The 26,730-nt window shown below is 61.9% G+C and carries 26 protein-coding genes and 2 pseudogenes; 6 read left to right on the forward strand and 22 right to left on the reverse strand.

What is annotated here, in order from left to right:
- The first annotated feature begins 303 nt into the window (after positions 1-303).
- Positions 304-1,029, forward strand: coding sequence for a type 1 glutamine amidotransferase (locus ASD50_RS19215; RefSeq protein WP_056244859.1), 726 nt, complete (start codon positions 304-306; stop codon positions 1,027-1,029).
- A 158-nt stretch (positions 1,030-1,187) separates the two neighbouring features.
- On the opposite strand, the gene ASD50_RS19220 is transcribed toward ASD50_RS19215, so the two are convergent.
- Positions 1,188-1,565 (reverse strand): hypothetical protein, encoded by a 378-nt coding sequence (locus ASD50_RS19220; protein WP_056244861.1) that lies wholly within the window; start codon positions 1,563-1,565, stop codon positions 1,188-1,190.
- Between the two features lie 452 nt (positions 1,566-2,017).
- Between ASD50_RS19220 and ctrA the strand changes: the two genes are divergently transcribed.
- Positions 2,018-2,713 (forward strand): response regulator transcription factor CtrA, encoded by a 696-nt coding sequence (gene ctrA, locus ASD50_RS19225; protein ID WP_056105582.1) that lies wholly within the window; start codon positions 2,018-2,020, stop codon positions 2,711-2,713.
- Positions 2,714-2,786: 73 nt separating this feature from the next.
- Here the strand turns inward: ctrA and ASD50_RS19230 are convergent, their stop codons facing one another.
- Positions 2,787-3,155 (reverse strand): response regulator transcription factor, encoded by a 369-nt coding sequence (locus ASD50_RS19230; RefSeq protein WP_056244863.1) that lies wholly within the window; start codon positions 3,153-3,155, stop codon positions 2,787-2,789.
- Positions 3,156-3,363: 208 nt separating this feature from the next.
- Positions 3,364-3,993 (reverse strand): histidine phosphotransferase ChpT, encoded by a 630-nt coding sequence (gene chpT, locus ASD50_RS19235; protein WP_056244865.1) that lies wholly within the window; start codon positions 3,991-3,993, stop codon positions 3,364-3,366.
- A gap of 335 nt (positions 3,994-4,328) precedes the next feature.
- Between chpT and ASD50_RS19240 the strand changes: the two genes are divergently transcribed.
- Both ASD50_RS19240 and ASD50_RS19245 read left to right on the forward strand, forming a co-directional pair.
- Complete coding sequence (locus ASD50_RS19240) at positions 4,329-4,910, forward strand: DUF1134 domain-containing protein (protein WP_056245748.1); 582 nt, start codon at positions 4,329-4,331, stop codon at positions 4,908-4,910.
- A gap of 110 nt (positions 4,911-5,020) precedes the next feature.
- Positions 5,021-6,244, forward strand: coding sequence for a hypothetical protein (locus ASD50_RS19245; RefSeq protein WP_320410630.1), 1,224 nt, complete (start codon positions 5,021-5,023; stop codon positions 6,242-6,244).
- Positions 6,245-6,295: 51 nt separating this feature from the next.
- Here ASD50_RS19245 and ASD50_RS19250 read toward each other — a convergent pair whose 3' ends face one another.
- From ASD50_RS19250 to ASD50_RS19275, 6 genes are all read right to left on the reverse strand, one after another.
- Positions 6,296-7,099 carry a TrmH family RNA methyltransferase gene (locus ASD50_RS19250; RefSeq protein WP_056244867.1) on the reverse strand — a complete coding sequence of 268 codons (804 nt, stop codon included), beginning with the start codon at positions 7,097-7,099 and terminating at the stop codon, positions 6,296-6,298.
- A 54-nt stretch (positions 7,100-7,153) separates the two neighbouring features.
- The gene (locus ASD50_RS19255) at positions 7,154-7,489 is read right to left on the reverse strand and encodes an ArsR/SmtB family transcription factor (protein WP_056244872.1); all 336 of its coding nucleotides are present in this window, start codon (positions 7,487-7,489) and stop codon (positions 7,154-7,156) included.
- 371 nt (positions 7,490-7,860) lie between these two features.
- Entirely contained in the window at positions 7,861-8,649 is a 789-nt protein-coding gene (locus ASD50_RS19260) for a HugZ family protein (protein WP_056244875.1), read from the reverse strand.
- 21 nt (positions 8,650-8,670) lie between these two features.
- Entirely contained in the window at positions 8,671-9,846 is a 1,176-nt protein-coding gene (locus ASD50_RS19265) for a CaiB/BaiF CoA transferase family protein (RefSeq protein ID WP_056244878.1), read from the reverse strand.
- Positions 9,847-9,855: 9 nt separating this feature from the next.
- Positions 9,856-10,617, reverse strand: a complete 762-nt coding sequence (locus ASD50_RS19270) for a 3-hydroxyacyl-CoA dehydrogenase (RefSeq protein WP_056244881.1) — start codon at positions 10,615-10,617, stop codon at positions 9,856-9,858.
- Between the two features lie 174 nt (positions 10,618-10,791).
- Entirely contained in the window at positions 10,792-11,310 is a 519-nt protein-coding gene (locus ASD50_RS19275; protein ID WP_056244884.1) for a GNAT family N-acetyltransferase, read from the reverse strand.
- Positions 11,311-11,720: 410 nt separating this feature from the next.
- On the opposite strand from ASD50_RS19275, the gene ASD50_RS19280 reads away from it, so the two are divergent.
- Positions 11,721-12,707: a glutathione S-transferase family protein gene (locus tag ASD50_RS19280; RefSeq protein WP_056244887.1), complete on the forward strand. Its 987-nt coding sequence runs from the start codon at positions 11,721-11,723 to the stop codon at positions 12,705-12,707.
- A 1-nt stretch (position 12,708) separates the two neighbouring features.
- Here the strand turns inward: ASD50_RS19280 and ASD50_RS19285 are convergent, their stop codons facing one another.
- Complete coding sequence (locus tag ASD50_RS19285; protein ID WP_056244889.1) at positions 12,709-13,209, reverse strand: NUDIX domain-containing protein; 501 nt, start codon at positions 13,207-13,209, stop codon at positions 12,709-12,711.
- A 66-nt stretch (positions 13,210-13,275) separates the two neighbouring features.
- Here ASD50_RS19285 and ASD50_RS19290 point away from each other — a divergent pair, with 66 nt between their 5' ends.
- Positions 13,276-14,211, forward strand: coding sequence for a metallophosphoesterase family protein (locus tag ASD50_RS19290; protein ID WP_056244891.1), 936 nt, complete (start codon positions 13,276-13,278; stop codon positions 14,209-14,211).
- Here ASD50_RS19290 and ASD50_RS19295 read toward each other — a convergent pair.
- From ASD50_RS19295 to ASD50_RS24015, 12 genes and pseudogenes are all read right to left on the reverse strand, one after another.
- Positions 14,201-14,818, reverse strand: a complete 618-nt coding sequence (locus ASD50_RS19295) for a hypothetical protein (protein ID WP_056244893.1) — start codon at positions 14,816-14,818, stop codon at positions 14,201-14,203. The two genes, ASD50_RS19290 and ASD50_RS19295, sit on opposite strands and share 11 nt — an antisense overlap.
- A gap of 77 nt (positions 14,819-14,895) precedes the next feature.
- Complete coding sequence (locus ASD50_RS19300; protein WP_056244895.1) at positions 14,896-15,669, reverse strand: alpha/beta fold hydrolase; 774 nt, start codon at positions 15,667-15,669, stop codon at positions 14,896-14,898.
- 7 nt (positions 15,670-15,676) lie between these two features.
- On the reverse strand, positions 15,677-17,392 hold the full coding sequence (locus tag ASD50_RS19305; RefSeq protein ID WP_056244898.1) for a tetratricopeptide repeat protein: 1,716 nt from the start codon (positions 17,390-17,392) through the stop codon (positions 15,677-15,679).
- Positions 17,393-17,520: 128 nt separating this feature from the next.
- On the reverse strand, positions 17,521-19,197 hold the full coding sequence (gene leuA, locus ASD50_RS19310; RefSeq protein WP_162252043.1) for a 2-isopropylmalate synthase: 1,677 nt from the start codon (positions 19,195-19,197) through the stop codon (positions 17,521-17,523).
- A gap of 360 nt (positions 19,198-19,557) precedes the next feature.
- The gene (locus ASD50_RS19315; RefSeq protein ID WP_056244901.1) at positions 19,558-20,643 is read right to left on the reverse strand and encodes an AbrB family transcriptional regulator; all 1,086 of its coding nucleotides are present in this window, start codon (positions 20,641-20,643) and stop codon (positions 19,558-19,560) included.
- Positions 20,644-20,751: 108 nt separating this feature from the next.
- Positions 20,752-21,045, reverse strand: coding sequence for a putative quinol monooxygenase (locus ASD50_RS19320; RefSeq protein WP_056244903.1), 294 nt, complete (start codon positions 21,043-21,045; stop codon positions 20,752-20,754).
- Positions 21,046-21,195: 150 nt separating this feature from the next.
- Positions 21,196-22,104 carry a cation diffusion facilitator family transporter gene (locus ASD50_RS19325; protein ID WP_056245758.1) on the reverse strand — a complete coding sequence of 303 codons (909 nt, stop codon included), beginning with the start codon at positions 22,102-22,104 and terminating at the stop codon, positions 21,196-21,198.
- A gap of 50 nt (positions 22,105-22,154) precedes the next feature.
- On the reverse strand, positions 22,155-24,344 hold the full coding sequence (locus ASD50_RS19330) for an anthranilate synthase (protein WP_056244906.1): 2,190 nt from the start codon (positions 24,342-24,344) through the stop codon (positions 22,155-22,157).
- A gap of 223 nt (positions 24,345-24,567) precedes the next feature.
- Complete coding sequence (locus tag ASD50_RS19335) at positions 24,568-25,620, reverse strand: succinylglutamate desuccinylase/aspartoacylase family protein (RefSeq protein WP_056244907.1); 1,053 nt, start codon at positions 25,618-25,620, stop codon at positions 24,568-24,570.
- Positions 25,621-25,861: 241 nt separating this feature from the next.
- A pseudogene (locus ASD50_RS24340) lies at positions 25,862-26,092 on the reverse strand (tetrahydrofolate dehydrogenase/cyclohydrolase catalytic domain-containing protein); the annotation flags it as partial.
- A 26-nt stretch (positions 26,093-26,118) separates the two neighbouring features.
- On the reverse strand, positions 26,119-26,391 hold the full coding sequence (locus tag ASD50_RS22795; RefSeq protein WP_413813911.1) for a formate--tetrahydrofolate ligase: 273 nt from the start codon (positions 26,389-26,391) through the stop codon (positions 26,119-26,121).
- 1 nt (position 26,392) lies between these two features.
- A pseudogene (locus tag ASD50_RS24015) lies at positions 26,393-26,730 on the reverse strand (formate--tetrahydrofolate ligase); the annotation flags it as partial.

Here is a 26,730-nt window from a genome sequence, read left to right on the forward strand (position 1 = left end):
GGGGGGAGATTACCAAGATTGCCATGCTTTCATCCGGCACTGAAATGACAGAGGAGGCTGTAGCTTGAAGCTGCCGATCTCCCCCCTTGAGGGGGAGATGGCCGGCAGGCCAGAGGGGGGTGCCTAGCGATGCACCTGATCGGCACCCGGATTGCGCCTCTCTCCGTTAGGGGAGCATGGATGAGCGGTGCGCGCCCTGTTTCCTTGGTCCAGTCGATAAGCCAAAGTGGCGGAAGTGAAGGGCGGCGGTTCCTGCTGTTGTTCATATACGCCGTTCGACCCGACGCCAGTGAGGAGAGTTGCATGCGAATTCTGGTTTTCCAGCATCTGGCAGTCGAGCATCCCGGCTCGTTCGGGGATTTCTGGCGCAGGGACGGCCATGAATTAAAGACCGTCGAGCTTGACGAAGGCGAATCCATCCCGGATCTCGACGGTTTCGACCTGCTCGCCGTCATGGGCGGGCCGATGGACACATGGCAGGAAGATATCCATTCCTGGCTGACCGCCGAAAAGGCCGCGATCCGGCGCTGGGTCAAGGACATGGGGCGGCCTTATCTCGGCATTTGCCTGGGGCACCAGCTTCTTGCAGACGCGCTCGGCGGCAAAGTCTCGTTGATGGCGCGCCCTGAAGTCGGGCTGGCCAAGGTCGAGCTCACCAAGGCTGGCCGCGAAGACCGGCTTTTCCACGGTGTCGATGGTGTGTTTGAAACCCTGCAATGGCACGGCGCCGAGGTGTCCGTGCTGCCGGAGCATGGCGAAATCCTCGCCACCAATGCGGCCTGCCCGGTTCAGGCCATGAAATGGGGCCGGCATGCCTATGGCTTCCAGTATCACATGGAAATCACCGACCGCACCGTGGCCGACTGGAAGGTCATTCCGGAATACTGCGCCAGCCTCGAAACGGCACTAGGGGCGGAACGGGCGGAACGGCTGGCTGGCGAGGTTGCGCCGCATCTTTCCGCTTTCCAGCGCGCGGCGGAGCAAATCAACGACAATTTCATTGCCGTGGTGGGGAGACAGACAGTCTAAAGGTCTTGTTTCCAGAAAAACTCGCCTGACAAGGCGGCCAGCCAGCGGCTGGTCCTAAAGCGCGTTGCGATCTTTCAGATTCGCTTAATACGCTTTAGCTTCTTGATTTTATGCATGTCTTTATCCCGAAACCGGTTCCCATTTTCGGGAGACATGCACTAACCGATCATGACGTTGCGGACGCCGACATCGGCGTCGCGGGTCTTGGTGTCGCGCATCTCCAGCATTTCCGCCTTGGAAAGCTCCGCTTCAGCTTCGGAGAGTAATGATTCGGCAGCGCTTCGCTGTTTGGCGAGGTCGGACTGGGAATCCCGGAGATTGTCGCGGCGCAGACGGGCCGCCTTGGCGAAGGTCGGATAGGCGAAATGGTTGATATCGGTGATCCCGGCCTTCTTTTCCTCGGCGGAGATCTGCAATTCCAGTTCGCTGGCCATGCGCTCGAATTCAGCGATCATCATGTCGAGTTGCATCAACTGCCGCCGCTTCTCATTAACCTGAAACTGCTTCAGGCGAACGAGGTTCTCACGTGACTTCATGACTCGATACTCCCGCAATAACTCATACGCACATACAGTTTCCTCGCCCTCGCGAGGCTCCGTCGGTACCCGTATCCCCCGGACTTCCCGTACCTATGGGAAACAAAGTCCTAAAGTTTTTTTCGCCCGGTAACCATTCGTTTACGGGCATTGTTAATCATACGGGTCAGGACTTAAGGCCGGGTAAAAATTCCAGAGGTGGGGTGGCTTCCGGAGAATGAGTCGATTGAGTCGGTTACGTCAGTTTTTTGATGCGGCAGATGAAGAACTTAATCCTGTGATTCATCTTTGGATTCAATAGAGTGTGGAAATAGGTTAAAAAATCTGGTACGTGTTTCGGACACGAAATTAGGATTTGTTAACCATTCGATGGCAGTTTTCGGTTCAGGCAATCGCTGCTCCGGGCCAGGACGGGTCGCAAAGCGGGTTCGGCGGCAGAAAAGGGGAATGAGATGCGCGTTCTGCTGATAGAAGATGACAGTGCAACAGCACAGAGCATCGAACTCATGCTGAAGTCCGAAAGCTTCAACGTCTATACCACCGATCTTGGTGAGGAAGGCGTCGATCTCGGAAAGCTCTACGACTACGACATTATTCTTCTCGACCTCAATCTTCCCGATATGTCGGGCTACGAGGTCTTGAGAACACTTCGCCTCTCGAAGGTGAAGACGCCAATTCTTATTCTTTCCGGCATGGCCGGCATTGAAGACAAGGTGCGCGGCCTCGGCTTCGGCGCCGACGACTACATGACCAAGCCGTTCCACAAGGACGAGCTGGTTGCCCGCATCCACGCCATCGTGCGCCGCTCGAAGGGGCATGCCCAGTCGGTCATCACCACCGGCGACCTGGTGGTCAATCTCGACGCCAAGACGGTGGAAGTTGCCGGCCAGCGGGTGCACCTCACCGGCAAGGAATACCAGATGCTGGAACTGCTCTCGCTGCGCAAGGGCACCACGCTCACCAAGGAAATGTTCCTGAACCACCTTTATGGCGGCATGGACGAGCCGGAACTGAAGATCATCGACGTCTTCATCTGCAAGCTGCGCAAGAAGCTCGACGCTTCCTCCGGCGGCCAGAACTATATCGAGACGGTGTGGGGACGCGGCTATGTGCTGCGCGAGCCGGAAGATATCCGCGAAAGCGCCTGATCGGATCAAAAACCAGACAAAAAGCCCGGCCAAAGAGCCGGGCTTTTTTGATTCTGCCTTGGCAAACGTGTGGTCAGGCGGCGATCTGAAGGGTGCGGAAGCGTTCGATCAACTGGGAACGGTTGAACGGCTTCAAGAGGTAGCCTTGGGCGCCTGCCCGCTTGGCGCGCATGATCGCGCCGATATCGACTTCGACCAGCGAAATCAGCATCTGGGGAGCCACCGGGGTGATGATGCCACGGATCTGGCGGATGAGGTCGGCTGCCTGCATGTCCGGCAGTGTTCCATCTATGACGATGATGTCTGGCATGTCGGCAGCGCACATTTCCAGCGCTTCGGCTCCGGTGCCGCAGTCAACCACGATCATGTCGGAGCTGCTCAGGATGCGCTTGGCGACCTTGCGGATGACACTTGAGCCGTCGACGAACATACAGTGTTTCATTTTCATGTCCTTTCGGCCCAGTGCTCGGCGTGGAGCCTCGGGCAACCGGAAACAATTGTAGGACGAGCCGGTAAAAAAGCTGAAAATGGCTTAGGTAAAAATATCCTCAAGATCGGGCGCACGCGGAAGCCGGCCAGCCGGCTTCACGCGTGGCGATCGGGATGAATGATCGAGGCTCGGCCGGATGCCCTGGCGGCCGGTCACCCGGTCAGGCCGCGGTGAGGGTGATTTCCTCGGACGTGGCGTGGATGGAGATCGTCATGCCGGCCTCGCGCGCCAGAAGCAGCGTGTAGTAAGGCTGCACGGCATGGGCGTCGATGGCTTCCTCGGGCTTGTGGCCGGAATGCAGTTCGAGGAACTTGGGCGGCACGCGCAGCATCGGGCCGCTGGAAGACAGCGTAAAGCGCGGCTCGGTCTCGAGGTTTTCCAGTGTCACGGTGATGCGGCCGCCGCGCGGAATGGCGGCATTGGCGACGAGAATGAGGTTGAGCAGCAGCTTGACCTTGTTCTTGGGCAAGAGCGCGCGCGGGCCGGTCCATATGAGTTCCGGCTTTTCGTTCTTGAGAAAGGCGGTTGCGACGGATTCGGCGTCGCCAGTGTCGATCAGCATGCCGGCCGAACCTGCCGCGCCAAAGGCGATGCGCGCGAACTGGAGGCGGGCGGAGGCGTTGCGCGCGCTCTGCCGGATCAGGTTCATGGCGTCTTCGTCGGCGCCGCCTTCGTCCAGCAATTCGAGGCCGTTGTTGATGGCTCCGACGGGGGAAATGATGTCATGACAGACGCGGCTGCAAAGGAGGGCCGCAAGGTCGGGGGCGGAAAGAGTGAATATGTCAGTCATGAACGCGGTCCTTGCAAAAATCGGATGCTGTCAAAATGGATTTCGCCCAACGCGCCACGCAAACCGAATCACTTTTTCCTCCACGGCAATGAATATCGCGCGAGCCATCGCGCGCCAATTCAAAACCGTACTTGTCTTCGGGTACGTTCCTGCAGGACGCCGATAAAAGTGTCCCCAAAGCGGCGCCGGCCCTCGAAAGGCCATCTTCTTCATGTGAAAGCTTAATGGTTGAAAAAGGATTACGGCATAGGTTGCCGTGATGACACCAAGGCGGCCGCTCAAGAGCCGTGGGGTTCGAGGCGCAGGCAAAGTGCTCCGTGACGGAGATTGGCTGCATGTTTTCCCGATTCTGCGACCGGGGTCTTTACCGGGTCATCGCTATGACGATCGTCTTGGCGAGCGCATTTGCCCTTTCGATTTCGGCTTCCCGAGCTCAGGAGTACACCGCTCAGGAGATCATCGATTCGGGCCACAAGTTCTTTGGCGCGACCTCCGGCGGTCTGGCCAGCGTTGTCGAGAAGATCTTCTCGTCCTATGGGCTGCCCAACGGCTATGTGCTGGGCGAGGAAGGGTCCGGCGCGTTCATCGGCGGCCTGACCTATGGCGAGGGCACGCTCTACACCAAGAACGCCGGCGACCATAAGGTGTTCTGGCAAGGGCCCTCGCTTGGCTGGGATTTTGGCGGCGAGGGATCGCGCGTCATGGTGCTGGTCTACAACCTTGACGACGTGAACAACCTCTACAACCGCTTCGGCGGCGTGGCGGGTTCGGCCTATGTCGTCGCCGGCGTCGGCTTCAACGTGCTCAAGAACAACCAGATGCTGCTGGTGCCGATCCGCACCGGCGTGGGCGCAAGGCTCGGCATTAACATGGGTTATCTGAAGCTGACCAACAAGGCGACGTGGAACCCGTTCTAGGCAAACATACGCCTTAAAACGCCTGCACCGGAGCGATCGGCTCTTGCCGTCGCTCCGGATTTGCGTCATGCGATGGCTCGCCCCACAGGTTGCGCAACCGTAACGGGTAAATGGACGTGGTTCAGTCGATCCTGTTTTTCATACTCGGTTTTCTGTGCGCTGGATTCCTGGCGTTGCTGGTGGCGCCGTCCATCTGGCGTCGCGCGGTCGTGCTGACGCGCAGGCGCATTGAAGGCTCGCTCCCGCTCACGCAGGCCGAGATCTCGGCGGAAAAGGACCAGTTGCGGGCCGGCTTTGCCATGGAGGCGCGGCGGCTGGAAATGACGATTGCAGGCCTGCAGCAGAAGGCGGCGGGGCAGGCGGTCGATATCGGCCGCCTTGGCGAGCAACTGACTTTGGCGCAGTCCGAGGGCGTACAGAAGAGCGAGGCGATCACGGCGCTGGAAGGCCGGATATCGGCGCTGGACGCCGATATCGGCCAGCGCGACGAGAAGATCGGGCAACTGGTGGCAAACCTGGCCGAGGCCGAGAAGCTGATCGACCGGCGGGCCGAAGACATGGAAAAGCTCGGCCAGCTCTATGACGAGGCGAGCTTCCTTTCCAGCAATCGCCAGATCGAGCTGGTGGCGCGCGAATCCGAAATCGAGAAACTGGCGAGCGACATGCTGGCGCTGCGCAACCAGCGCAAGGAGATGGAAGCGCGCAGCCAGGCGATCGTTGCCGAAAGCAGGACGACAAGCGAGGCGTTGAGGGTCGAGCAGAAACGGGTCGCCGACCTCGACAAGCGGATCGAGCGGCTGTTGAGCGTCGTTGCCGACCGGGAAGACAAGCTGGAACGCCGGGAAAAGGAACTCGCCAGGTTGCGCGAAAAGCTCAAGGGGGGCGGCTCCGTCGCCAGCCGCGCGCCGGAGGCAGCGAAACGTCCGTCGCCGGTGCTGCGGGCTGATGCCAGCGCGCCGGTCAAAAGCGCGGCAGCCTCCGGCGAGATCGACATCGCGGTGGCCAAGGTCAATGCCGATCGCGAGCGGCTGGAAGAGCGGCTGGCACGGTTCGGCGGCCAGAACCGCAAATCGACGGGTGGCCCGAATGCAGAAATGCCCCGTAACGGGCTCGTCAACGGCAACCGCCAGGAAAGCGCGCAGCTTCGCGAGCAGATGGCCGACCTGGCGGCGGAAGTGGTGCACCTGACCAGGATGCGCGACGGTCCGTCGTCACCGATTGCCAAGGCATTGGCGAGGGACGAAAGCCAGCCCGCCGCAGGCGAGGGCAGGGGGCGTGCCGCAAGCCTTGCCGACCGTGTGCGCGCCTTGCAGAAAACCACGCCCGCAGGCTGATCTCAAATTCGGTATCGGCATCGCCAACCGGCTGCTCCTTTGAGCAACCGGCTAGAAACTCCCATCCGAAAAATGGTGCAAGGCAATTGCCGAAGCGGCGGCGACGTTGAGCGAGTCGAAATCCCGGCTCATGGCGATACGGGCAGTGGACATGCGGGACAACAGAGCCTCCGGCAGCCCTTCGCCTTCGCTGCCGAGATAAAGCGCCAGACGCCTTGTCCGCTTGACGGTGCGGATATCCGTCTTGCCGTCTGGCGAGAGCGCCAGTTGCGCAAAGCGTTCACCGTCGAGCAGCTGCGCCAGCTCGGCCGTATCGGCAAAGGTTGCGAAAGGCACCTTCAGCGCTGCTCCGACCGAAACGCGGATGGCCTTGCGGTAGAGCGGATCGCAACTGGTCTGGTCAAGCAACACCGCTGCCGCGCCGAAGGCTGCGGCGTTGCGGAAGATCGAACCGACATTGTCATGGTTGGCGATGCCGACGAGCACGACGACAAGGGCTTCGTCTTGTAGCGCCTTGACCAAGGTGTCTGCGCTCTCCGGCTCTCCTTTGCGGCCGATGGCCAGAATGCCGCGATGCATGTGGAAACCGGCGATACGGTCCATCGTTTCGCCCGATGCGACATAGATCGGGACACCTGCCGGGGCCTTTGCCAGAACAGGCTCCAATCCGGCAATCCGGTTTTCCAGCACCAGTATGGATTCGGTTTCGAAGCGCCGTGCACTCAACAGCACGTCCAGCACAACCTTGCCTTCGGCAACGAAACGGCCCTGCCTGCCGACAAGGTCGCGCTCGCGTATATCGATATAGGCTGCGACCCGCGCATCCTGCGGGTCGTCTATACGGACAAGTTCCATCTTATTCCCGGCTGCATCTATCCGTGTCGGATAAAGGCCCGCCGGGGGCGATGGTCAAGTGCCGGTCTTGCGCAGGCGAACCGGGGACACGTCCTTTACTTCGCTGCCGAAAATCTGGTCAACCAGAAGCAGCAATTGACGGACAGCATCGGACCGGCACGAATAATAAATCGTCTGGCGGTCGCGCCTGGTCTGGACCAGATCGAATGCGCGCAGCTTGGCGAGATGCTGGGACAGGGCAGACTGGCTGAGGTCGACTTTGTCGGCAATGGTGCCGACCGACAGTTCAGCGTCGATCAGATGGCTCATGATAGCCAAGCGCTTTTCATTCCCCATCAAGGTGAGGAACGCAGCAGCATCAGCGCTCGCGAGTGACTTTGACGTTTCCATAGGCCCCCGTTCCGCTACAGAAACCCGCAACGCCATGGGGGCAAATGGCGTGGGGGTAGTGGCACTCAAATCCAGGCGCCGGTTGCGCGGCGCAATAGCTAATCTTCCTAGAAGTTAAGGTATTCCGGCCAAATCTCAAGGACTATCTACAGTTGAGCCAAAAAGGCGCAGGCTGTGGCCGCAGACTACTGGTCCAGACCCGTTCCGACCCTAGGTCGCGGACTCATAAATCTGGTCGAAATGGTGTGAGGCCATCTGTCCGGCCACTTTGTCGAAAGAGTTTGAAAACGAATGACATTTCCTGCGCTCTTTCTTCGCGTATCCGAACAGATGGCCTCACACCATTTCGACCAGATTTATGAGGTCACGACCTAGTTTTGGCCGGCTTCTGCCGCGCGTCCTGTCTTGGCCATTTCAACCAGTGCGATGCGCAGGTCCTGCGCAGTCTTCAACGGTTGCGGAAAAAACACCCGCCTCGTGTCGTCGCCTGACACTAGATCCATCCCGTCGGCATCGAACCCCGACAGTGTCCAGTTGTCGCCGGACGCCTTGGCAAAATGTCGGGCGTAGATCGCAATCGCGTCGAGATGATCTTCGTTCATGTGGTCGAGTGCCGACTGTTCGCTTGCCGCCAGTTCATCGTTGACCGCTTCCTCGACGATGATGTCGCCTCGCGTGAGCAAAAATGCCTTGCCGAAGCCGCCATTCAGGCTGGCGCGTTCGATTTCCAGACGGAAGAAGGCGAAATCGCCAAGGTCGGCATAGAGTTTTCCCTTCGGATTGCGGTTCAGGTAGCGCCGCTTGGCGCGGTCGCCGTCCACTGTGCCGCGTTCCAGCCGTTCCGCGCGGCACACCAGCGTCAAGCGTGGGTGAGCCAATGCATCGCCCTTGCCCGGTTCGCCCACCAGCAACGAACAGCGTGGATCGGCTGCGATTGCCTGAGTGTGCGCCGCAAGGCCGGAAATCAGGATAAGCGGGGTTCCGTCGAGGTCGGTCGCGACACCCACGCGGCTGGCCAATGGCGCGCCGGTTTTGGGCTCCAGCACGGCAATCGCGCCAAAACGGGCGCTTCTCACCAAGGTTTTGGCCAGCCGGATCGCCTCGGCGTCCGTTGGACGGATGACCTCCATCTTCCGTTCTTCCAAGGTGGCAGCTCCCATAAGATGACTAGTGTTGTCCAGTTATTGGCCAACAATACCGGATTTGACAAGAGCTTCGGCATCGCTTTCGGAAATGCCGAAGCGAGCCAGTATCGCCGAAGGGTCCAATGCGATCCCATCTGGCGGCGCGGCCACGGCAGTGGGCGAAGCGGAAAAACGCGGAGACGGGGCAGGGCGCTCGAATTCGCCCACCTTGACGAAGCCTTGTCGCGCAATGGTGTGGGGATGCTGGCGTGCTTCCGTAAACGAAAGCACGGGACTTACGCAGGCATCGGTGCCGGCAAAGATTTCTGCCCACTGCTCGCGGGTTTTCTGCCGGAATTTTGCGGCGATCGCCTCGCGCATCTGCGGCCACTGGCTTTTGTCGTACTGAGCGCCCATGAAACGTGCGTCCAGGGGAAGCAGCCGTGCAAACTCGGCGAAAAACTGCGGTTCGAGGCAGCCCACCGCCATGTGCCGGGAATCGGCGGTTTCGTAGGTGTCGTAAAACGGCGTTCCGGAATCGAGCAGGTTCTGGCCCCGCTTGTCGCTCCACAGGCCGGCCGCCATGAACGAGTGGATGGGGGAGGCGAGCATCGAAGCGCCTTCCACCATGGCCGCGTCGATAACCTGCCCCTTTCCGGTTCTGGTGCGCTGGAAAAGGGCCGCCAGCACGCCGGCAACCAGCATCATGGTGCCGCCGGCATAGTCCCCTACCAGATTGAGCGGCGGCACCGGCTTTCCCTCACCGGGGCCGATCGCATGCAGGATGCCGGACAAGGCAAGATAGGTGATGTCGTGGCCGGCACGGCCGGCGAGCGGCCCGTCCTGGCCGAACCCGGTCATGCGTCCGTAGACAAGCGCTGGATTGCGCGACAGGACAGTGTCCGGCCCGAGGCCAAGCCGTTCCATGACGCCGGGGCGGAAACCTTCGACAAGAACGTCGGCTTTTCCGGCAAGGCGCAACACGAGTTCGACGCCTTGCGGGTGCTTGAGGTCGAGCTTGAGGATCGAGCGGCCGTGGCGGTCGAGATTGCAGTCATCGGGCAACCGCAGGAACGGCCGGTCCGAACTCTGCCGCTCGATGCGCAGGACATCGGCACCCATTTCGGAGAGCATGAGACCCGCCAGCGGCACAGGCCCCAAGCCCGCCATTTCGACCACCGTCACGCCGGCCAGCGGGCCGGGCTTTGGTGCGGGCGAAAGACTGCCGTTCATTGCAGTGGTCTATTTGGGCGCCATGCGGATGGCGCCGTCGAGGCGGATCGTCTCGCCGTTCAGCATCTGGTTCTCGATGATGTGGACCGCGAGCGCGCCATATTCTGAAGGTTCGCCGAGGCGCGGCGGGAAAGGCACGGCTGCGCCCAGTGAATCCTGCACATCCTGCGGCATGCCTGCCATCATCGGCGTCTTGAAGATGCCGGGCGCGATGGTGCAGACGCGGATGCCGGAACGGGCGAGGTCGCGCGCCACCGGCAGCGTCATGCCGACAACGCCGCCCTTGGACGATGAATAGGCCGCCTGTCCGATCTGGCCGTCATAGGCGGCGACGGAGGCCGTGTTGACGATGACGCCGCGCTCGCCGCCTTGCAAGGGCTCGAGCTTGCCGGCCTGGTCGGCGAAAAGGCGGATCATGTTGAAGGTGCCGATCAGGTTGATCTCGATCACCCTGCGGTACTGGTCGAGCGGGTGGGGGCCGTCCTTGCCGACGGTCTTCACGCCGATGGCGATGCCGGCGCAGTTGACGAGGATGCGGGCCGGGCCGAGCTTTGCGGTGGCCTCGGCAATCGCGGCAACGCCGCTCTCGGCGCTGCTGACGTCACACTTGACGGCAACGCCGCCGATGTCTGCCGCAACCTTTTCGGCGCGCTCGATGCCAACGTCGAAGATGGCCACGCGTGCGCCCTTGGCGGCCAAGGCGCGAGCGGTGGCCTCGCCAAGCCCCGAACCGCCTCCCGTCACGATTGCAATCTGGCCGTTCGGGTTCATGGCAGTCTCCGCCTTTGCTGGAATTTCCAATTAGATCGTCGTGCATCCTGGCGGATGCATCATGGCGATCTATCTTTTTGTTTACGCATCGGATTTTCCGAAAACCGCATCACACTTTCCGGTCCGATGCTTTATACGAAGCCCGGCCAAGCTGCGCAACCGCGCCGAAAGTCGTCAGGCCGGAATGGCGATCTGGTCGGCATGGCAAACCTCGCCGGTGAGTTTCGCCACCGAGCCGGCGACGATTTCATGCGCCAGCAGGCGGTCGAGGTCCACGGGCCGCGGCATCGAGATCTGTCCGCGCGGTATGCGCTTGAAGCCGAGCGGGCCGTAATAGGGTTCGTCGCCGACGAGGATCACAGCCGGCGATCTGGCCTTGGCGGCGGCATCCAGCGCCATCGCGACAAGCTTGCGCCCGATGCCGAGGTTCTTGTGGGTGGGGCGCACGGCAAGGGGCCCGAGCATCAGGGCGCGGCCTTTGCCGGCGGCGATGCGGGTCATGCGCACCGATGCGATGACCTTGCCGCCATCGATCGCCACGAAGGAAAGCGCACGTTCGTGCGGCCCGCCTTCGCGGATCTTGTAGGCGGCGCGCGAAAAGCGTCCGGGCCCGAAGGCTTCTTCATTGATGAGGTCGATTTCGGGGTCATGCGCCGGGGTTTCCGGCAGGTATGTGACGTCGGCAAGGCTCATGGTCTTTGCGTTCCGGTACGCGAGGAAGGATTTGCTGCATGCGGCAGCATTCGCCAGTCAGCGCTTCAGGCGCGGGCGTCCTTTCGTCGTCGGTCGAACCGGATGGTTGCAAAGAAATCCAACATCGGCGCTCCGCTAGCATCAAAATCCCGCCTTCGCAATCGGCATCGAGGGATTCCGATGATGGTGGCCTGCAAATGGCAGGTTTCTGCGCTTCCAGTGCTCACGTACTTTAAGTACGCTCCGCTCCGGTTCTCGAAACCCGCCATTCTCGGCTCACCCTGACCGGAATCCGGCTCCCCTGCGGCCATTTTGCGTTGCGCGAGGCGTTGACGGATTGTTCAGGAGATCGGGGTCCCCGAAGCGCGTTTTCCGTCCTACATGAGCGGCAACGACGGAAAGGACGCATCATGGGACTACTGGTTGACGGCAAATGGCAGGACCGCTGGTACGACACCAAGGCGAGCGGCGGCAGGTTCGAGCGCTCGCAGGCGCAGTGGCGCGACTTCGTGACGGCGGCCGGCAAGCCGGCTGAAGGGCGCACGCGCGGTTTCAAGGCCGAGCCCGGCCGCTATCATCTCTATGTGTCGCTGGCCTGTCCGTGGGCGCACCGCACGCTGATCTTCCGGGCGCTGAAGAAGCTTGAAAACATCATCTCGGTGTCGGTCGTGCATCCCTATATGGGACCGGACGGCTGGACGTTCCGCGCCGAGGACGGCGCTACCGGCGATACGCTCTATGGGCTCGATTTCCTGCACCAGATCTACACCAAGGCCGATCCGAGTTATTCGGGCCGGGTGACCGTGCCGGTGCTGTGGGACAAGAAGGAAGAGACGATCGTCTCCAACGAGTCCTCCGAGATCATCCGCATGCTGAATTCCGCCTTCGACGAATGGGGCGATGCCGGCGTGGATCTTTACCCGCATGCACTGCGCGCCGAAATCGACGATATCAACGCGCTGGTCTATCCGGCGATCAACAACGGCGTCTACCGCGCCGGTTTCGCCACCACGCAGGAGGCCTATGAAGAGGCGTTCAACGACTTGTTCGCCGCACTCGATGGGTTGGAGGAGCGGCTGGGGCGGCAGCGCTATCTGGTCGGCAACCGCATCACCGAAGCCGACTGGCGGCTGTTCACCACGCTGGTGCGCTTCGATCCGGTCTATGTCGGCCATTTCAAGTGCAATCTGAGGCGGATCGCCGACTATCCAAACCTCTCCAACTACTTGCGCGAGCTCTACCAGGTGCCGGGCGTGGCCGGGACGGTCAATCTCGACCACATCAAGGCGCACTACTACGGCAGCCACAAGACCATCAATCCGACGGGGATCATTCCGGTCGGGCCGGAAGTGGACCATCTGGCGCCGCACAACCGGGCGAAGCTGGTGGCGGCCTGACCTACCAGTAGGGCGAGGGCGCGGTTTCCCCGAACGCCTCGGCAAGCCTGCGCAGGGTCGCGGGAGTGGTGGCTTGCGGCAAGCTGTCCAGCCTGAAGAAGCCGGCCTCGGCGATCTCGTGGTCCGGCGACTTCGGTGCGGACTGGGCAAAATGTTCGATGAGGTAGAGGCCGACATGGTCGCGGCGGCTGGCCTGCCGGTTGAAATGCATCGATTTCAGCACCGGGGCGGCCGTGATCGCGATGTTGCCCTCTTCGGCCAGTTCGCGCCGCAGCGCCTCTTCCATGGTCTCGCCCTGCTCGACGCCGCCGCCCGGCAACTGCCAGCCGGGAACATAGGTGTGGCGGATCAGGAATACGGTTTGGTCGGCCCTGTCATAAACCAATCCGCGCACGCCCAGCGTCATCGGACGCCTGATGAGGAAGAACAGGTGGAACAGGCGCGCCCTGACGCCCGGCCAGCCGGTCTGGCGAAACGCTCTCTCCTGATCGATGTCATTCATGGGAATTTCTGCCTGTCGTGCTGGCAAAGGTGGAAAGCGGCGCGCGCCTCCCGTAAGAGTTAAGCCATGTTCAGGCTTGCGCACATGTCGGACGTCCATCTGGGACCGTTGCCCGATGTATCCTATCGCGACCTCGCCTCCAAGCGGGTGGTGGGCTACATCAACTGGCAGCGCAACCGGCGCCGGCATATGCACGATGCGGTCATCGATACAATCGTTGCCGATCTGAAGGCGCAGGCGCCGGACCACATCGCCGTTACCGGCGACCTCGTCAACCTTGCGCTGGACGGCGAGATCGAGATGGCGCGGCTGTGGCTGGAGATGCTTGGCGCGCCGCAGGACGTCTCGGTCGTGCCGGGCAATCACGACGCCTATGTGCCGGGAGCTTTCGGCAAGGTCTGCCGCTTGTGGGCGCCGTGGATGAACGGCGACGGCATCAACCATCCGATCGACCGCGACACCTTTCCCTACCTGCGCGTGCGTGGCAACATCGCACTCATCGGCGTTTCGACGGCGCGGGCGACGGCGCCCTTCATGGCCAACGGCTTTTTTCGCGAGGGTCAGGCGAAAAGACTGGCGAAGCTGCTCACGGAAACAGGCCGGCTGGGCCTGTTTCGGGTCGTCATGATCCATCATCCGCCCGTGCGCAATGCGGTTTCCCAGCACAAGCGGCTGTTCGGTATCCGCCGCTTCCAGAAGATCGTAGCGCGCAATGGCGCGGAGCTTGTGCTGCACGGCCATTCGCATGAGCCGTCGCTCTACTCGATTGCCAGCGGCACTGGCCGCATTCCGGTGGTGGGTGTTGCGGCGGCGGGCCAGTCGCCGGGCGGCTCGCACCCGGCAGCGCAGTACAATCTCATCGATATCGGCGGCGAGGCGGGCAAATGGCAGGTCAGCCTGACCCGGCGCGGACTGACCGGGTCGGCGATCCCGCCGACCGATCTTGAAACGATAGACCTGACAACGGTTCCCGATACCCGAAAGCGCCTGGTCAGAACGTGATCTTCATCGCCAGAAGGCGGTCCCAGAACAGGACAATCGCAAAAATCAGGCCGACCAGCGCGCCGCCTGCGGTGACGGCGAGAGTGGTCAACAGCGCTGAAAGGAGCTTGCTGCGGGGGGCTGCTTCCAGCGCATGTTCCATCTTCGAGCCGGCCCGCTCGGCAAATCCGGGGGCAATGTCGACCTCGCTGCCATCCATCATGCGCTGGTGTTCGACGATGCGTTCGGCGACGTAGCGGGTGACCTGCGCGGCCACGGTTTTAAGGTCGGTGGACTCGGCAAGCACCACGCGACCGAGGCGGGTATCCCTGACGAAACGGAACGTGCGGCGATCACGCCCCATGGCGACGTGGCTGACGGCGTCGATCCAGAGCCTCGGCTGTAGTCCCGACGAGATGGCGAAATCGAAATTGTCCATGTCCGAGGGCACGTCGGCAAATACGGGGGCAAGCTCAGCCGCCATCAGTTCGAGCCGCATGCGGTGGGCTTCGCGCATATCGACGACGACGTCGTCGCGGTCGGCAAAGCCGTTCTTGACGTCTCGTATCGCGTTGGACAACGCGCTCGATGCCTCGCTTGGCGGCACGTTTTCGCTGGCATCCTTCATCGTGCAGGGGTCTCACGGTTGGTTAAGCCAAGGTTAACATAGCCTTTGGCGAAAAACAGCCGGATGACGAGGCGATGCTAGCGAACCGATCCGCCGGCGAGTTGGGCGCGAATGAGCGCGGCGACTTCCCCCGGCGCTTCGCCGATCAGCATGTGGCCGGCACCGGGCAATATCCGGACCTTGAAAGATGCCGGCAGGCCTTCCGCCTGGTGAACCGGAAGCACCGGATCGGCATCGCCCCACAAGACGGAAACCGGCATTGCCAACGTGGCAAGCATCTCGCGCGGGATTTCGCCCTGCCGTTCGCCTTTGGTGATCAGCGCGGCGATCCCGCCCAGCTTTTCGGTCTGGTCGCCTTGTCCGCGCATTTCCCTGTAGGCATCAAGGGAACTGCCTGAAACGGTTGCTTTCGGCCCCGACATCGCGGCCAGGCAATCGCGGATTTCGCTTTCCTCGACCGCCGCGCCGTAGCGGCGAAGCAGCGGCCCGTTGATTTCAGGGCCGAAACCGCCCGGCGCGAGCAATGTCAGCGATGCGATGCGTTCGGGCGCCATCAAGCCGATCAGCACGGCGATGGCGCCGCCCATCGAGTGCCCGACCACATGCGCCTTGTCTATCCCCCGTTCGGCGAGATCGGCGAGTATGGCCCGCGCCGCCAGCTTTGGCGGTCCGGCGTCAGGAAAGGCTAACGAGCCGCCATGGCCCGGCAAGTCGTAGGCGAGGGTGCGCGAAGCCCTGGAAAACTCCGCAACGACATCATTCCAGACAGCGTGACTGGCTCCAAAGCCATGCAGGAGAACCAGCGTGGATGGGCCGCTGCCCCGGTCGGATGAATAAAGGGTACTGCTCATGCGCGGCTCAGGTCGAATTTCCCAGTCCGGCAGCCCGCAATGCCTCGACAAGACGGTCGGTCAGATCGGCCGGGTATTTGCGCTGCTCGAAGGTCTTGCGTGGATCGGCTGCGAATTTCGGGAAATCCGTCAAAAGCTCGTTGAGACGCTCCTTCTTGGCGCGCAAGTCGCCTGTCTGATCGGCGGCAATGAGCCTTGCGGCCAGATAGTGGGATTTCTTTGCCGTCGGGTTGAGCGCTGCCGTCGCGCGCGCGGCTTCCTTTATGTCGCCAAGCATGAACTCACCCAGGAACAATCCGAAATCCCACCAGGGCGGATGCGCGCTGGTGGAATCGACTGCCCGGGCCATTATGGGGGTGCCTTCCTCGTAGTGGCCGGCAAAGATCAGGCCGTATCCATAGGCGGCGGCCATGGTCAGGTCATAGGTATTGAGTTCGTAGGCCTTGCGCGTCCAGCGGATCGACTCCTCCGAATTGCCGAGACGAGAGTTCATGTAGCCATAGGCGCGGTGTGCGTAAGGGCTTGTTGCAGCCATCTGCACGGCCTTGTGCGCCATTGCCATCGCCTTGTCGCGCGAAGCTTCCAGCGGATAGGCGTAACGATCGGTCACCGCTTCAAGATGCAGCGCTGAAAGCTCCGAGTAGATGAGCGCGGACTTCGCATTCAGCGCCAAGAGCTGCTCGAAGCAGCGATAGGCATTTTCGTGCGCCTGTGCATTGGGGTCCTGGTAGTAGTCGTCGTTCAAAAGCAGGCAGCGTGTCAGGCCGACCTGCGTGCCTTCCTGCTCGATATAGGCATAGATGGTGCCCGAGGCGGTCGTCGTCGTCGTCAGCAGGCCGGCAATCTGATCCTCGATTTCCTGCGGCTCGGTCTCCGAGCGGGAAAGCGTGCGGGAGAGCAAAACACGCCCGCTTCCGAGGTTCTGCAATTCGATGGTGACGCTGCCTGCGGTCGAGCCCGGAATGAGCTTGAAGATGAAGTTCAGAGCCTTGAACTGCGGATTTGGATCCCCTTCGATGTCGCGGCCGATGAAATCCACCGTGTCGAAGCCAGAGAGCCCCCGGCGCAAGGTAGCCGCGACAGCGGCAATTTCCGGCGTTTCGTCCTTGGCCGAGAGATAGATCGTCGGCAGCGTGTCCGGCTGGGTCAGGTCGATGCTGCTTGTCGTTGCCGGAGCTTCGGGCGCAGTCGTGGTGGCTTCTGCCGTCGCGGACAGGATGTTGGACTGGCGCAGCAGCATGAAACTCAACACCACAACCACCACGCCGATTGCGAGCCACATGAATGCGAGCTGGCGGCCAAGCGAGGGCAAAGGCAGCGCGCCGGTGGCAACGGTAGCCGGCTTGGCTTCCACCTGCTGCTGTTCGGGCTGCATTTCGGCAGCCAAGATTTTGTATGTGGGAACGTAGCTGCCGCGCGGAATGGCGATACGCAGCGGCTCGGACGCTCCTTCGGTGGCGAAATACTGCTGCAACAGGTCGCGCAGCCGTCCCGCCTGCACGCGCACCACCGCATCGGTGGACGGATCGAAATCGGCATCCTTGCCAAAAACGTCGACGGCGATGGAAAAGCCCTTTAGCCGGTCGGCTTCGCCCGCCAGGTCGCGCTCGACAAGATACTGAAGCAGGTCCCGCGCTCGTTCCGATCTGCTGAAGGTTTCGCTGACGAGCAGCCGCTTCAGCGTTTCGCGCACTGCGGGGGCGGCAGGCGGGTTATGCTGCAAGTGTCGGACCTTTCAAGTCGGCACAAGTTAGACGTCAATCATATATGGCTTATGCCACTAAACAAGCAGTCCTGCTTTGGTAGCAAGCCGGTTCGCCGAAATAATTCGGCGAACCGGGTTTCGACTTGTCAGCGGGCTTTTTTGCCGACGATACGGTTGGCCGCGGATACGATCGCCTCAAGGGAAGCCGCGGAAATGTTGGTGTTGATGCCGGCACCGAAAATCTTGCCGCCCGGATACTCCATTTCCATGTAGCAGATGGCCGCGGCATTGGAACCCCGCTGCATGGAATGCTCGGAGTAGTCGGCCACCGACATCTCAACGCCGATGTGCCGCGAAAGCGCATCGACAAAGCCGTCGATCGGACCGGTGCCGCTGCCGGAAATCTTCACTTCCTTGCCCTTGTCGAGGATCGTCGCCTCGATAAGCCGCCTGCCTTTCACTTCCGTGTCCGGATAGGTGTGGTGGTCGATGAATTTCAGCCGTGCGCGGGGCTGGTCGACATAAGCTTCGAGGAAGCGCTCGTAGATGCGCTTTACCGGAACTTCCTTGCCTTCGGCATCGGTGATGGCCTGGATGTCCTGGCTGAACTCGATTTGCAGGTTGCGCGGCAGGTTGAGGCCGTAGTCGGCTTGCAGGACATAGGCGATGCCGCCCTTGCCGGACTGCGAGTTGATGCGGATGATTGCCTCATAACTACGGCCGACATCCTGCGGGTCGATTGGCAGGTAAGGAACCTCCCAAAACTCCTTGTTGGCCGTCTTGAGCGCCTTCATGCCCTTGTTGATGGCGTCCTGGTGCGAGCCGGAGAAAGCCGTGTAGACCAGTTCGCCGACGTAAGGGTGGCGTTCCGGTATCTTGAGCTGGTTCGAATATTCGTAGACGGCCTTCATGCGCGGGATATCCGAGCAATCCAGTTCGGGATCGACGCCTTGCGTGTACATATTGAGCGCCAGCGTCACGATATCGACGTTGCCGGTGCGCTCGCCATTGCCGAACAGGGTACCCTCGACGCGGTCGGCACCCGCCATCAGGCCGAGCTCCGTCGTGGCGATGCCGGTGCCGCGGTCATTGTGCGGATGCAGCGAGATGAGGAGGTTTTCGCGGTTGTCGAGATGGCGGATCATCCATTCGATGCGGTCGGCGTAGACGTTGGGCGTCGACATCTCCACCGTGGACGGCAAGTTGACGATGAGCTTGTTGTCGGGCGTCGGCTTCACGATCTCTGTAACGGCGTTGCAGATTTCCAGCGCCACTTCGAGTTCGGTGCCAGTGAAGCTTTCCGGCGAATACTGGAAGCGATAGCCGCCACCGGCTTTCGCGGCCATGTCGGTGATCATCTTGGCGGCGTCGGTTGCGATCCTCTTGATGCCCGCCACGTCCTTGTCGAACACCACGCGGCGCTGCAATTCGCTGGTGGAGTTGTAGAAATGGACGATGGGCTGCGTTGCGCCCTGCAAGGCCTCGAAGGTGCGGGTGATGAGTTCGGGCCGGCATTGCACCAGCACCTGCAGCGACACGTCAGGCGGGACGTTGCCTTCCTCGATGCACCAGCGGGCGAAGTCGAAATCGGTCTGCGAAGCCGAGGGGAAGCCGACCTCGATTTCCTTGAAGCCCATGTCGAGCAGGAGCTGGAACATGCGCGCCTTGCGGTCATGCCCCATCGGGTCGATCAGCGCCTGGTTGCCGTCGCGCAGATCGACGGAGCACCAGATCGGCGCTTTCTCGATTGTCCTGGATGGCCATGTGCGGTCGGGGAGACCGACGGTTGGATAGGGTTGGTATTTGCGTGGGGCATCCGGCATGCCCTTTTGGGGCTGCGCTTGGACTTGTTCTCGTGCGTTCATCGTCTTTGTCTCCCGCCGCTTGCCGGACCTGCATTTCATGCAGTTACAACGGACAGGCGGCGCCTCTAACAGAATTCGGTTGCTGTCAATAGTTTGCCAAGGAGCAGGGTGCCAAGCGGCGGTTATCGACCGCCGGGCGCTCCTTCAGCGAGCCCGGCGATCGCCGATAAGGCCGAGAAGCAGCAGGGTAGAGGTGAGCGCGCGCAACGTCTCGCCGGAAAAACCGGTCGGACGCGATGCAGTCGATGCGGTGCGCATATTCATGATGCCGTCTCTTACAGGAGCACCGGCGGCGAGGCAAGTGCCGCGCGTCGCAGGTTACTTGACGGTTCGTGCCACCAGCCGCGCGAGGCTCGGGCCGAGCAGCAGCACGATCATGAAACGCATCATCTGCAAGGCCATGACGAAGGAGATGTCGACGTTGTCGGTGGCGGCCGCGATGATGGCAATGGAGTCCATGCCGCCGGGGCTGGTGGCGAGATAGGCGGTCAGCGGGTCGATGCCGAGAAGCCGGCTTATCAGCCAGCCGAGGCTGCCGCAAAATGCGATCAGGATGAGGATGGCGCATGTTACCTGCGGCAAGGCTTTTGCGGCGCTGCGCAGGATCGGCCTGGTGAAGTTGAGGCCGATGGTCCAGCCGATCAGCGCGTAGCTCAATCCGAGCAGCCATTCCGGCAGCTGGTAGTCGAGGCCGAAGCCAAGATGGAGCGCAAGGCCGAGGATCATGGTGCCGAGGAAGTAGGGGGAGGGCAGCCGGCAGAGCTTGCCCACCGTCGCGCCTATTGCCGCAACCGCCACGGTTGCAGTCATTCCCAGCGGCTCGATGGGCGGGAACCAGACGACAGCCGGGGCCTCGACGCCGGATGTGTCGACCCACAGCTTGGCCACGAAGGCGGCGGCAATGGACACCATCATGACCCGCAAATACTGCATGAAGGCGACCAGCCGCTGGTCCGCGCCGAATGCGCCGGCCATCAGCACCATCGGAGTGGCGGCACCTGGCGCCGACCCCCACACGGCGGTCGTTCCGGGCAGGATGCGCCAATAGCTGATCAGCCAGCCGAGGAGGCTCGATGCAGTGATGGTCGAGACGACGATTGCGAGGAAGAGCGGCCATTCCGCGTAGACGGTGCTGAAAATTCCGGGCTCGATGGAATTGGCGATCAGGCAGCCGATCACGGCCTGAGATGCGGCGAAAGCCTTGGTGGGCACGCGCACCGTGGTGCCGTTGGTGCCTGCCACGATGCCCGCAAGCATCGGGCCGATCAAAAGCGCAGCCGGCAGCGCCGCGATTTCCAGCGCCGCGACGAAGACGGCCGAGACGCCAAGGATGACCGTCCATTGCAGCAGGCGCGGGGCATTTGCCAGTCGTTCTTGCTTCTGCGGCGCGGGGCTTTGGTCCATACCCGCTCTTAGACCGCCTGAAGAAAAAACGCGAATGTACGGCTCTTCAATTTGCCATGATCGGTTGTGCCAGACGGCATGCCAAGCTTGCCAGACAAGGGCGGGTGGTCAGGGCAGGCCGACGCCGCCAGCCGGATCGGTCTCGATCTGGAATTCGAAGCCGGCGATGAGCGGCCTTGCCTCGGCAATTGCGGCCTGCACTTCCGGCAATTGCAGCGAAGCCTTGTGGCTCGCCTGGTCGTTCCATATCTCGGTCACCCAGATCGCGGAGGTATCGGCCGGGTCGCGGGCGATGATGTAGTTGAGGCAGCCCGGCATGGAACGGGTGGCTTGAAGAAGAATATGCAGCAACTGGTCGCGTTTGCCGGGTGTGGCGCGCATCTTCCCGATCAGGCCGTACATCCGTTTCTCCCGCTGATAGTGGTGCGAATGGCATGCGATGTTCTGAACTACGGCGCTGTAACCTTAGCGGATCATGCGCGTTCAGAAAATCGCCAACCTTGCCGATTGGCTTGCAATGCTTAACAGGCGAATGGATGCGCGGCGTCGCGATCAGGCGAAGGGGACTGCGACCGTCCCTTTCGGAAGCTTGGCCTCGTCGTCCGGCTCGACATGGATCGTGACGCGCACCGAAGGAACCTCGGCCTTCAGCGCGTCCTCGATGCGGTCGCAGATTACATGGCTTTCGCCAACGGACATGTCGGCATCCACCACCATGTGGAACTCGATGAAGGTGGCGCGGCCGGCGATGCGGGTCTTCAAGTCGTGCACCTCGAGCGCACCCTTGGAGTTGGTCGAGATGATGTCGCGGATGTGCATGTGCTCTTCCGTATCGACGCCGCGATCCATCAGGCCGTTCAGGGATTCGCCGGTCACTTTCCAGCCCTGGTATAGGATGTTGAGGGCGACGATGACCGCCAGCAGCGGATCGAGCACATGCCAGCCGGTGACGACGGCTCCGATCAGGCCGGCAATGACGCCGACCGAGGTGATCACGTCCGTCATGATGTGATGGCCGTCCGCTTCCAGCGCAGGCGACTTGGCGCTGCGGCCGGTGCGGATCAGGATAAGCGCCCAGATGGCGTTCACCACCGCCGCGCCGCCATTGATGGCGAGACCTTCCCAAGCTTGCTCGATCGGCTTCGGATTCTGGATCGTAGACCATACCTGGGCAATGATCAAAAGTGCCGCCACGACGATCAGCACGCCTTCCAGCACAGCCGAGAAATACTCGGCCTTGTGATGCCCGAAGGGGTGATCCTGGTCGGCTGGCTTGTGGCTGACGCGGATGGCCCAGAAGGCGGCCATTGCGGTGATAACGTTGACGATCGATTCCAGCGCGTCCGAATAGAGCGCCACCGAGCCGGTCATGTGCCAGGCGATGAATTTCAGCCCCATCACCGCAAGCGCGACGATAATCGACCAGAAGGCCAGGGTGGCGATCTTCTGCTTGGAGGTCATGGCAGTCTTTTCTCCCCGAAGACGGGCAGGCGCGACGGTATCGGCGCTGTTCATGCAGCCTTTTCCTTGGCCTTGCGCGGCAGGTGGGCGACGACGTTCTCGATCATGCGCATGCCGGCGTCATGGCCAAGCGACATGATCGATTCCGGATGGAACTGGACGGCGGCCACCGGCTCCTTACGGTGCTCGAACGCCATGATGGTGCCGTCTTCGCTTTCGGCGGTGACCTCGAATTCCTGCGGCAGGCGGCCCGGATCGGCAAAGATCGAATGGTAGCGCCCGACCGTCACTTCTTTCGGCAGGCCCGAGAAGATGACGCCAGGCTTCGAGACCCGAATGCGCGACGGCTTGCCATGCATCGGAACGGCAAGCTGGCGTAGTTCGCCGCCATAGGCTTCGGCAAGCGCCTGCAGGCCAAGGCAGACGCCGAAGATCGGCAGTTCCCGCTTCCTGGCCTTCTTGATCGTTGAGGCGCAATCGAAATCCTTCGGCGTGCCGGGGCCGGGCGACAAAACGACAAGATCGGGCTTCAGCCGGTCGAACACCTCTTCGGCGACCGGCGAACGGACTGTCGAGACATTGGCGCCGGTCTGGCGGAAATAATTGGCGAGCGTGTGGACGAACGAGTCCTCGTGATCGACCAGAAGAATGTTGACGCCTTCGCCGACGCGGGCGGTTGCGCGTTCGGTGGCGGCGGCGTTGCCGGCCTTGGCGTCACGGATGGCGGAGAGCATGGCGGATGCTTTCAGTTCGGTTTCGGCTTCTTCGTCTTCAGGGACGGAATCGAAAAGCAAGGTAGCGCCCGCGCGCACCTCGGCAATGCCGTCCTTTATGCGGATGGTGCGCAGCGTCAAGCCCGTATTGAGGTCGCCGTTGAAATGCACCATGCCGATGGCCCCGCCATACCAGGCGCGGGGCGATTTCTCGTTCTGCTCGATGAAGCGCATGGCCCACAGTTTCGGCGCGCCGGTCACCGTCACGGCCCAGGCATGCGACAGGAAGGCGTCGAAGGCATCCATGCCTTCGCGCAGGCGTCCCTCGATGTGGTCCACGGTGTGGATCAGGCGCGAATACATCTCGATCTGGCGGCGGCCGATGACGCGGACCGAGCCCGGTTCGCACACCCGGCTCTTGTCGTTGCGGTCGACGTCCGAGCACATGGTGAGCTCGGACTCGTCCTTCTTGGAATTGAGCAGCTTCAGGATCTGTTCGTGGTCGGCAATGGCGTCGTCACCACGCTTGATGGTGCCGGAAATCGGACAGGTCTCGACCCGGCGTCCGTTGACGCGCACGAACATCTCGGGCGACGCGCCGATGAGATATTCGCCTTCGCCGAGATTGATGAAGAAGGAATAGGGCGAGGGGTTGGTGGTCTTGAGGCGGCGCGCGATATCCGACGGCACGGTCTCGCAGCGCTCGTAGAACATCTGGCCGGGCACGACCTCGAACAGGTCGCCGCGCTTGAAGCTCGCCATGGCGTTTCGCACCAGCCCGGCATATTCGCCCGGCTCGTGGTCGCCGCGCGGCGGAATGCGGTCGGATTGCCTGAATTCTTCCTCGCGCGTCTCGCGCGGCAGGCCCTCGGTCGAAAAGCCCTGTCCGGCGTAGTCGTAGCGGTCGGTCCAGGCCTTGGCCGAATAGTGATCGACGACGAGGATCTCGTCGGGGAGGTAGAGGACGAGATCGCGCTGGCTTTCCTTTCGCTCAAGCTTGTGCTCGACCGGATCGAACTGGAAGGCGAGGTCGTAGCCGAATGCGCCGTAGAGGCCGAGATTGGAATCCTCCGCGCTCTTGAACAGCGCCGTGATCGCCCGCAGCACGGTGAAGACGGACGGCACGCGGCTGCGCTCTTCTTCGGTAAAGACGCGGCCGGGTTCAGCGACCGTCAATGCCAGCCGCTGCTTCGTCGTCTGTGTCAGCGTGACGTCCTTTTCGTCCAGCAGTGCACGGGCGATGATCGGGAGAAGCACTTCGCCACGCTGGTTGAGCGCTTCGATGCGCATGGCGCGTCCGCGGGCTGAAATGGCGACCGGCGGGTCGATGATGGCAGTGTCCCAGCGCGTATAGCGGCCGGGATACTCATAGTTGGAGGAAAACACCGCGCCGCGGCGTGAATTCAGCCCGTCGATATAGGCCTCGATCGCGCCGGCATAAGGCCGGTCGTGCCGCTGGCGGGTAATGGCAATGCCGCCCGCGGTGACGAAGCGCTCAGCGCCGTTGCCCAGAATTTCCACCGTCATTGCCGTCTCCCGTTCGCTTTTTCCTGGCAACGGACCCGGAGGCTTAAAACGAAAATGGCCGCCCGGACATCCGTTGCGGCCACCATCCATTTTCACGCGCACGTGCTTAGAAGGCCGCTGTCAGCAGGCCCACCACCACGCAGAGTTCGAAGAGCGCATGTTCATGCCATTCCCATAGCGGCGAAAGCCGGACCGGGCAAGCGGATTCGCATGGGTTTACGACCTACACTTCCAGCGCGCCGCTGCGTGCGTCATCGCTGCGCAAGCTGCCGACCAACTTGAGCAGGTCGTCGCCGCTGCGGGTGATGCGGTGGGAGCGCCGCGTCAGGATATAGCCGGCCTGCGGCGCGGTGACTTCGGTTCTGCCACCGACCTCGCCCGGCGCGTGGACGATGGTGGCCAGAAGGTCACCCTTCTTGACATGGTCACCCGGCTTCACGTGGTAGAGGATGGCCCCCGCTTTCGGTGCGGGCATCATGTCGATGTTTTCGAGCGGCGCGACGATGCCCTTGAACGGGCCAGCCTTCGCTATCGACGGATCGGCAATGACGCCGCGCCCGACAAGCAGGCGGTAAAGGCCGTCCGCGTCCGACTTGGCCAGATCGCCATAGACATCGGAAACGCCGCGATATTCCACCGTGGTCACGACCTGCCTTTGCAGGCGCGCCTTGTCGCCACCGAGATATGGATGGACGGATGCCTCCTCGAAGGCCGCGCCGCTTGCGCCTTCCCACAGAAGCACTGCGGCCACGTCCATTGCCGCTGCGCAATCTTCCATCGCCGGCCACAACTGTTTCGGCACGTAGAGATAGGGCACAGCCTCGTCGTCGCAGTGCAGGTCAAGCACGATTTCATGACCGACCGAGAGCTTGAGCAGGCGCACCTTGAGCCGCTGGTCGATGGTGGCGAGGCTGGCTTCGTCAGGCAACAGCGACGCATCGGGTCGGTCGATCAATGGGAAGTCACGGTTGAAATTGGTGCGGGTGGCGAGATGGAATCGGCCCTGCTGTTCGGTGAATTGATATTGGGCGCGGCCGACGGGATTGGCCCACGGCACGACGGTGATCGCGCCGCGAATGCGACCCTCGCTTTCGGCCTTGGCAAGCAGGGGCATCAGCGCGTCGATGGCAACGGTGCCGGGCAGTTCGCCGGCATGGAGGGCAGCCTGTAGATAGGCGTTGGGCGCAGTGCCGTCGCTGCCCTTGAAGCGGAAGACCGGGAATTCGTACGCCACGCCTTCGGTATCGCCGGCAATGCGTTCGATCGATTTTTCCATGGTCTTTCCTTTCCTATCGTCGTGCTTGTCCGGTCATGGACCGGGACCGGGCCGGTGTCGAGGGGCAGGGCGGACCGGTTTGAATGCCAAATATCCATCCCAAGCCAAAAGAGGCGCCTTGTGGGCGCCTCCTGGTGCTGGTTGCGGAGTGTTGCTCCGGTTGGTTGTGAGGCTCAGCTCAGGCCCTGGATATCGCCATTGTCGTCGAGATGGATGTTCTCGGACGACGGCTTGGAGGGCNCTCTTCCTCGCTGGTGTCAGCCGGAAGCGCATGTTCGATCGAGTTGAAGCCGCATTCCTTGGCCTTCTTGCCCTTCGACGCGACATAGACCTGGCTGGCAGGGTCATGGCCGACGATGACCACCGCAATGCCGGGCACGACGCCCGTCTCGGCAATCAGTCTGTCGGCCTCGGCCTTCACCTTGGCAACGACATCCGCCGCTACAACCTTGCCGTCTATTACAGAAGCCATGGGCAAATTTCCTCGCTTTCCTGTTGTCAGCTCAGGCCTTCGATGTCGCCATTGTCGTCGAGATGGATGTTCTCGGACGACGGCTTGGAGGGCAGGCCCGGCATGGTCATGAYCTCGCCGCAGATGGCGACGACGAAGCCGGCCCCGGCCGAAAGGCGAACCTCGCGCACCGGAACGGTGTGGCCGGTCGGCGCACCGCGCAGGTTCGGGTCGGTCGAGAACGAATACTGCGTCTTGGCCATGCACACCGGAAGATTGCCGTAGCCCTGCTTCTCCCACTGGTGCAGCTGGTCGCGGATCGCCATTGTCGTCGAGATGGATGTTCTCGGACGACGGCTTGGAGGGCAGGCCCGGCATGGTCATGATCTCGCCGCAGATGGCGACGACGAAGCCGGCGCCGGCGGCAAGGCGCACCTCGCGCACCGGAACGGTGTGGCCGGTCGGCGCACCGCGCAGGTTCGGATCGGTCGAGAACGAATACTGCGTCTTGGCCATGCACACCGGAAGATTGCCGTAGCCCTGCTTCTCCCACTGGTGCAGCTGGTCGCGGATCGACTTGTCGGCAATCGCCTCCGAACCGCGGTAGATGCGCTTGACGATGGTGTCGATCTTGTCGAACAGGCCAAGGTCGTCGCCGT

The organism is Mesorhizobium sp. Root552 (assembly GCF_001427285.1).
GTDB lineage: Bacteria > Pseudomonadota > Alphaproteobacteria > Rhizobiales > Rhizobiaceae > Mesorhizobium.